The organism is Variovorax sp. P1_H2, assembly GCF_056405295.1.
This window is the reverse complement of the sequence record NZ_JBFUCJ010000200.1, coordinates 1-6,642: the sequence shown is the minus strand read 5'-3', so window position 1 is coordinate 6,642 and position 6,642 is coordinate 1. Positions and strand designations below refer to the sequence as shown.

Sequence of the window (6,642 nt, the reverse complement as noted above, 5' to 3'; positions counted from 1 at the left end):
TCCTGGGTCTGGGCGGCAAGCCGGTTCAGGGTCGGCTGCAGCGCCCGCGGCAGCCGCGACGAAGCCAGGTAGCTGCCCGAGAAGCGCAGCACCTTGGGCGACATCCAGAAGTAGCTGCCGTCGGTTTCGAGGTAGCCCAGGTGCGCCAGGGTCAGCAGGTGGCGCCGGGCCGCGGCGCGCGTCAGGCCGGCGCGCTCGGCGGCCAGGGTGGCGTTGAGCCGCTGGCGCTCGGTGTCGAAGCTCTCGAGCACGGCCATGCCCTTGGCGATGCCCTCGATGAAGTCTGGTTTGGCGATGGTCATGGTCGAGACTGTTTGCGCGATCATCGCGCAACTGCTTGCATGATCGCACACAGCGTGCCATTCGGCTGCCCCAAAACGGCACAGGCGCCCTACGCTTGCGCAAACTCCAGGAGACTCGCATGCGAACACAAGTTGCCATCGTCGGCGCAGGCCCCGCCGGCCTATTGCTCGGCCAGCTGCTGCACAAGGCCGGCATCGACAACGTCATCGTCGAGCGCCAGACCGGCGACTACGTACTGGGCCGCATCCGTGCCGGCGTGCTCGAGCAGATCACGATGGACCTGCTGGCCCGTGCCGGTGTCGACGCCCGCGCCAAGGCCGAGGGCCTGCCGCACGGAGGCATCGAGCTGCTGTTCAAGGGCGCCCGGCACCGGATCGACATGCATGGCCTGACCGACGGCAAGCAGGTCACGGTCTATGGCCAGACCGAGGTCACCCGCGACCTGATGGAGGCCCGCGAAGCCGAAGGCCTCGTCACGATCTACGGCGCCGCGTCGGTCAGCCTGCACGACTTCGACACCGCCTCGCCGCGCGTGCGCTACCAGAAGGACGGCGCCACGCACGAGATCGAATGCGACTTCATCGCCGGCTGCGACGGCTACCACGGCGTCAGCCGCGCCAGCGTGCCGGCCGATGCGCTGCACACCTACGAGAAGATCTATCCCTTCGGCTGGCTCGGCGTACTGGCCGACGTGCCGCCGTTGTCGCACGAGCTGATCTACGCCAACACCTCGCGCGGCTTTGCGCTGTGCAGCATGCGCAGCGCCAAGCGCAGCCGCTATTACGTGCAGGTGCCGACCGAGGAGAAGGTCGAGAACTGGAGCGACGAGGCGTTCTGGAACGAGCTGCGCCTGCGCCTCGACCCCGAGGCGCGCGAACACCTCGTGACCGGGCCTTCGCTGGAGAAGAGCATCGCACCGCTGCGTAGCTTCGTGGCCGAGCCGATGCGCTTCGGCAGCCTGTTCCTGGCCGGCGACGCGGCCCACATCGTGCCGCCGACCGGCGCCAAGGGCTTGAACCTGGCGACCGCCGACGTCGGCTACCTGTCGCGCGCACTGGAGATCTTCTACGCCGAGAAGTCGGCCTCGGCGCTCGACCGCTACTCCGACCTCTGCCTGCGCCGGGTCTGGAAGGCCGAGCGCTTTTCGTGGTGGTTCACTTCGCTGATGCACCGCTTCCCGGACACCGGCGAATTCGGCCAGAAGATCCAGGAAGCCGAGCTCGACTACCTGGTGCACTCGCGCGCCGCCTCGACCTCGCTGGCCGAGAACTACGTCGGCCTGCCACTCGAGGAGTTCTAGCGCTTCAGAGCTGAGTCACAACGGACTCGCCCCCTTCCAGGGATACCGCGGAACCGGCTTCGCCGGGCCGCTGGTGTCGCCCCCTTGAGGGGGGCGCCGCAGGCGCTATCGGGGGTGGTCCAAGGTTTGCCCCTGCATCAGCCGCCAGATGCGATCGGGCGTCAACGGCATGTCCAGGTGCGGCGTGCGCCCGGCCAGGCCGTTGCGCGCCAGCGCATCGGCGACCGCGTTCACCACCGCCGGCGTGGCCCCGATGGTGCCAAGCTCGCCGACGCCCTTGACGCCCAGCGGGTTGTTCTTGCAGGGCGTCGACTCGTCCATCTCCATGCGGAACATGGTGGCGACGATGTCGGCGCGCGGCGCCGCGTAGTCCATCAGGCTGCCGGTCAGCGGCTGGCCGGTCTCGCGGTCGTACACCACGCGCTCGCACAGCGCCTGGCCGATGCCCTGCACCGCCCCGCCCTCGAGCTGGCCGCGGACGATCAGCGGGTTGACCACCCGGCCGACGTCGTTCACCGAGGCATAGGTCAGCACGCTGACCTCGCCGGTCGGCGGATCGATCTCGACCTCGGTGATGTGGCAGCCGTTCGGCCAGGTGGGCCCCGACACCGTGCTGGTCGAGTCGACGAAGATCTGCTGTTCGGCCTGCTTGCCGGCCAGCGTGAACAGGTCGAGCTTCAAATCGGTGCCCGCGACCTTGAAGACGCCGGCGGCGTATTCGATGTCGGCGGCGGCCACTTCGAGTTCCTTGGCCGCGAGTTCGCGGGCCTTCTCGAGGGTGCGCTCGGCCCCCACCCGGACCGCCGAGCCGCCGGTGAACAGCGAGCGCGAACCGGCGCTGCCGAAGCCGTCGCCACGGTCGGTGTCGCCGAGCACGATATGCACCTGCTCGATCGGCACGCCGAAGGCATCGACCACCAGTTGCGCCAGGGTGGTCGCAATGCCCTGCCCCATCGCGTTGACGGCCGAGAAGACCTCGATCACGCCATCGGCGCGCACCGCCACGGTCACGCGCTCCTCGAACACGTTGCCACCGGTCCACTCGAGAAAGGTGGCGATGCCGAGGCCGCGCATCCGGCCCCGGCGCTTCGATTCGGCCGCGCGGGCGTCGAAGCCTTGCCAGTCGGCCAGTGCCAGCGCCTGGTCCATGACCGACTCGAAGCTGCCGGTGTCGTAGACCTGCTGCATCGGGTTCTTGTACGGCATCTGGGCCGGGCTGATGAAGTTGCGCCGGCGCAACGCGATCCGGTCGATGCCGCTCTGGCGCGCCGCCTCGTCCATCAGCCGCTCGATCGTGTAGATGGCCTCGGGCCGGCCGGCGCCGCGGTAGGCGCCGGTCGGAGCCGTGTTGGTCAGCACCGCCTTGAAATGAAAATCAATGGTCTGGATGTCGTAGACGCTGGTCTGCACCCAGGGGCCGATCAGCAGCTGGATCGCGACCCCGGTGGCGGTCGCGTAGGCGCCGACATTGGCGTGCGTCTTGATGCGCAGGCCGAGGATCTTGCCCTGGGCGTCGAGCGCGAGTTCGGCCTTCGCCTCGATGTCGCGGCCATGGGAGGTCGAGAGGAATTCCTCGCTGCGGTCGGCCACCCATTTCACCGGGCGCCCGAGCGCTCGGGCGGCGTAGGCGACCGCGATGTCCTCCGGATAGGCGCCGGTCTTCATGCCGAAGCCGCCGCCCACGTCGCCCACCACCACCCGCACCTTTTCCTTCGCGAGGCCGATCGCGTCGCACACGGAATCGCGTACGCCCGAAGGCATCTGCGTGCTCATCCGGATCGTGATCCGGTCCGTTGCCGTGTCGAATTCGGCCAGCACGGTGCGCGGCTCGATCGTGAGCGCGACCACCCGCTGGTTGACGACGTCGAGGGCGACGACGTGGCTGGCCTTGGCGAAGGCGGCTGCGGTCGCCTCGGCGCTGCCGTGGCGCATCTCGGCCGCGATGTTGCCGGTGCCCTCGTCGCAGATCAGCGGCGCGCCTTCGGCGGTCGCGCTCTCGAGGTCGACCACCATCGGCAGTTCTTCGTAGTCGACCATGACCGCCTCGGCCGCATCGCGGGCCTGCGCTGCCGTCTCGGCGACCACGATGGCGACCGGCTCGCCGACGAAACGCACGCGCTCCAGCGCCAGCACGCGGCGCGCGGGGGTTGCGCAGTCGCCGCCGTCGGCACGCTTGAAGGGGGCCCCGGGCATCGGCTTGACGCCGGCTCGATCGAGGTCGGCCCCGGTGAAGATGCCGAGCACGCCGGGCATCCCCAGGGCCGCCGACGTGTCGACCGAGGCCAGCCGTGCGTGCGGATACGGGGAACGCACGAAGCAGAGCCAGCTCTGGCCAGGCGGCGCGACGTCGTCGGTGTAGCGGCCGTCACCGGCCAGCAGTTTCTCGTCTTCCAGCCGCCTGACGGCCTGGCCGCTTCCGAAGCGCAGGGGGTTCGTTTCTGTGGTCACCGTGGTCCTTTAGCTCTTGTCCGGGTCATTTTTCGCTGGCGCAGGAACGACTATAGGGTTTTAGCGATCATTCGGCTTGTCGCAGAACGACTCTGCCCGAAGCCGTGTATACCTCCGACCATGCAACTGCCCTGGCTCGATCCCGGTGACCCCCTGCCCGAAGCCGCGTCGGCCTGGGGCGACTCCGATCCCGTGCCCGGCCTGCTGGCGGCCGGCGGAAGGCTCGACGTCGCCAGCCTGCTGCAGGCCTACGGCAACGGCATCTTTCCGTGGTTCAGCGAGGGCCAGCCGATCCTCTGGTGGAGCCCCGATCCGCGCATGGTCCTCCGGACAGCCGATTTCACGCTGCACCGATCGCTGCGCAAGACCCTGGCCGCGTTCCGCGCCTCCCCGGCCTGCGAGATCCGCATCGACCACGGCTTCGCCGCCGTGATCTCGGCCTGCTCGCAGGCGCCGCGCGTCGGCCAGTCCGGCACCTGGATCCTGCCCGAGATGGTGGCCGCCTACCGCGCACTGCACCGCGCCGGCCATGCCCACAGCGTCGAGACCTGGATCGACGGCGAACTCGCGGGCGGCCTCTATTGCGTCGCCATCGGCCGCGCGGTGTTCGGCGAGTCGATGTTCACGCGCCGGCCCGATGCCTCCAAGATCGCGCTGGCGGCGCTGGTCGCGTTCTGCCGCCGCCATGGCATCGCGATGATCGACTGCCAGCAGAAGACCAGCCATCTCGCCAGCCTCGGCGCCCGCGAAATGCCGCGGGCGCGCTTCGTGTCGCACGTCGCCCACGCAAGGCAGGAGAGCGGTCCTCAATGGCGCTTCGAGCCCGTATACTGGAGCGAACTCCTGCCTGCGCGAAGCTCCACCCCGACGTGACGCACCTCAAGGATCTCCCGCTCCACACGCTGCAGTTCTACGCTACGGCCCCCTATCCGTGCAGCTACCTGCCGGACCGTCAGGCACGCTCGCAAGTCGCTACGCCGAGCCACCTGATCCACAACGACGCCTATTCGGACCTGGTCCTGAGCGGCTTCCGGCGCAGCGGCATGTTCACCTACCGGCCCTATTGCGACGGCTGCACCGCCTGCGTGCCGCTGCGCGTACTGGCCAACGAATTCAAGCCCAACCGGAGTCAGCGCCGTGCCCTGACTCGCCATGGCAACCTGCAGGCGCGGGTGCTCAAGCTGTGCTTCGTGCCCGAGCACTACCAGCTCTACCTGCGCTACCAGAACGGCCGCCACGCGGGTGGCGGCATGGACCACGACAGCATCGACCAGTACACGCAGTTCCTGCTGCAGAGCCGAGTCAATTCGCGGCTGGTGGAGTTCCGCGAGACACTCGCCGACGGCAGCGCCGGTGCGCTCAAGATTGTGTCGATCCTCGATGTGCTGAACGACGGGCTGTCGGCGGTCTACACCTTCTATGAACCCGAGCCGGGTGCCGGCTATGGCAACTACAGCGTGCTGTGGCAGATCGAGCAGGCGCGCAAGCTCGCGCTGCCCCACGTCTACCTCGGCTACTGGATCGAAGGCAGTTCCAAGATGAACTACAAGGCCCGCTACGCACCCCATGAAGTGCTGATCGACGGCCGCTGGCAGCCGCCAGCCCATTTCACCAAGTAAAATGGCGACCGGTCTCCCACCGTGTTGCACATGAGAAAACCACAATCAGACGTTCCCGCCACGCCCGTGATCCAGGTCATCGAGCGAATGTTCGCGCTCATCGACGTGCTGGCGTCACGTGAAGAAGCGATCTCCCTCAAGGAAATCAGCGAGAAGACGGGCTTGCATCCGTCCACCACGCACCGGATCCTCAACGACCTGGCGGTGGGCCGATTCGTCGACCGCCCCGAGGCCGGCAGCTACCGCCTGGGCATGCGCCTGCTCGAATTGGGCAATCTGGTCAAGGGCCGGCTCAACGTCCGCGATGCGGCCCTGACCCCGATGCGCGAGTTGCACAAGCTCACGCAGCAGCCGGTGAACCTCAGCATGCGGCAGGGCGACGAGATCGTCTACATCGAGCGCGCCTACAGCGAACGTTCCGGCATGCAGGTGGTCCGGGCCATCGGCGGGCGCGCCCCACTGCACCTGACCTCCACCGGAAAGCTGTTCCTAGCCGCCGACGAACCGCAGCGCATTCGAAGCTACGCCACGCGCACCGGCCTGGCCGGCCACACGCGCAACAGCATCACGCAACTGCCCGCACTGGAGCGGGAGCTGTCCAAGGCGCGCCAGTACGGCATCGCCCGCGACAACGAGGAACTCGAGCTCGGCGTGCGCTGCATGGCCGCCGGCATCTACGACGACCAGGGCAAGCTGGTCGCGGGTCTGTCGATCTCGGCGCCGGCCGACCGGCTCGACGAGGGCTGGCTGCCGAAGCTGCAAGCCACCGCCAACGAGATCTCGGGCGCGCTGGGATACAAGGCCGACCAGCCCGCCGCCGCCTGAGACTTCAGCCCCACCATCCGGAAATTGACGTCACGCCCCAAGGCGGCCTGCGGCCCCCTCGGGGGGCAGCGACCCACACGCAGTGGGGGAGCGTGGGGGCTCAGGCCGGCGCCGGGCCGCCCCAAGGCGGCCTGCGGCCCCCTCGGG

General features: G+C 68.5%; 6 protein-coding genes. 4 read left to right on the top strand and 2 right to left on the bottom strand.

All coding sequences use genetic code 11. The annotated features are described in order from the left end of the window. Positions 1–302: helix-turn-helix domain-containing protein (locus tag AC1D2E_RS34265; RefSeq protein ID WP_478201532.1), on the bottom strand; the 302-nt coding region annotated here is incomplete at its 3' end. A gap of 119 nt (positions 303–421) precedes the next feature. On the opposite strand from AC1D2E_RS34265, the gene pobA reads away from it, so the two are divergent. Further along, a complete protein-coding gene (gene pobA / locus AC1D2E_RS34260; protein WP_478201531.1) occupies positions 422–1,603 on the top strand; it encodes a 4-hydroxybenzoate 3-monooxygenase in 1,182 nt (393 codons plus the stop codon). Positions 1,604–1,708: 105 nt separating this feature from the next. Here the strand turns inward: pobA and AC1D2E_RS34255 are convergent, their stop codons facing one another. After that, on the bottom strand, positions 1,709–4,051 hold the full coding sequence (locus tag AC1D2E_RS34255) for a xanthine dehydrogenase family protein molybdopterin-binding subunit (protein WP_478201530.1): 2,343 nt from the start codon (positions 4,049–4,051) through the stop codon (positions 1,709–1,711). Between the two features lie 120 nt (positions 4,052–4,171). Here AC1D2E_RS34255 and aat point away from each other — a divergent pair, with 120 nt between their 5' ends. Genes aat through AC1D2E_RS34240 form a run of 3 tightly spaced genes read left to right on the top strand, consistent with a single transcriptional unit; the run spans position 4,172 to position 6,495 of the window. Further along, positions 4,172–4,924 (top strand): leucyl/phenylalanyl-tRNA--protein transferase, encoded by a 753-nt coding sequence (aat, locus tag AC1D2E_RS34250; RefSeq protein WP_478201529.1) that lies wholly within the window; start codon positions 4,172–4,174, stop codon positions 4,922–4,924. Beyond that, entirely contained in the window at positions 4,921–5,670 is a 750-nt protein-coding gene (locus tag AC1D2E_RS34245) for an arginyltransferase (RefSeq protein ID WP_478201528.1), read from the top strand. Before aat ends, AC1D2E_RS34245 begins: the two co-directional genes overlap by 4 nt. A gap of 30 nt (positions 5,671–5,700) precedes the next feature. Then, positions 5,701–6,495 carry an IclR family transcriptional regulator gene (locus tag AC1D2E_RS34240; RefSeq protein ID WP_478121924.1) on the top strand — a complete coding sequence of 265 codons (795 nt, stop codon included), beginning with the start codon at positions 5,701–5,703 and terminating at the stop codon, positions 6,493–6,495. The last annotated feature ends 147 nt before the right edge of the window (positions 6,496–6,642 follow it).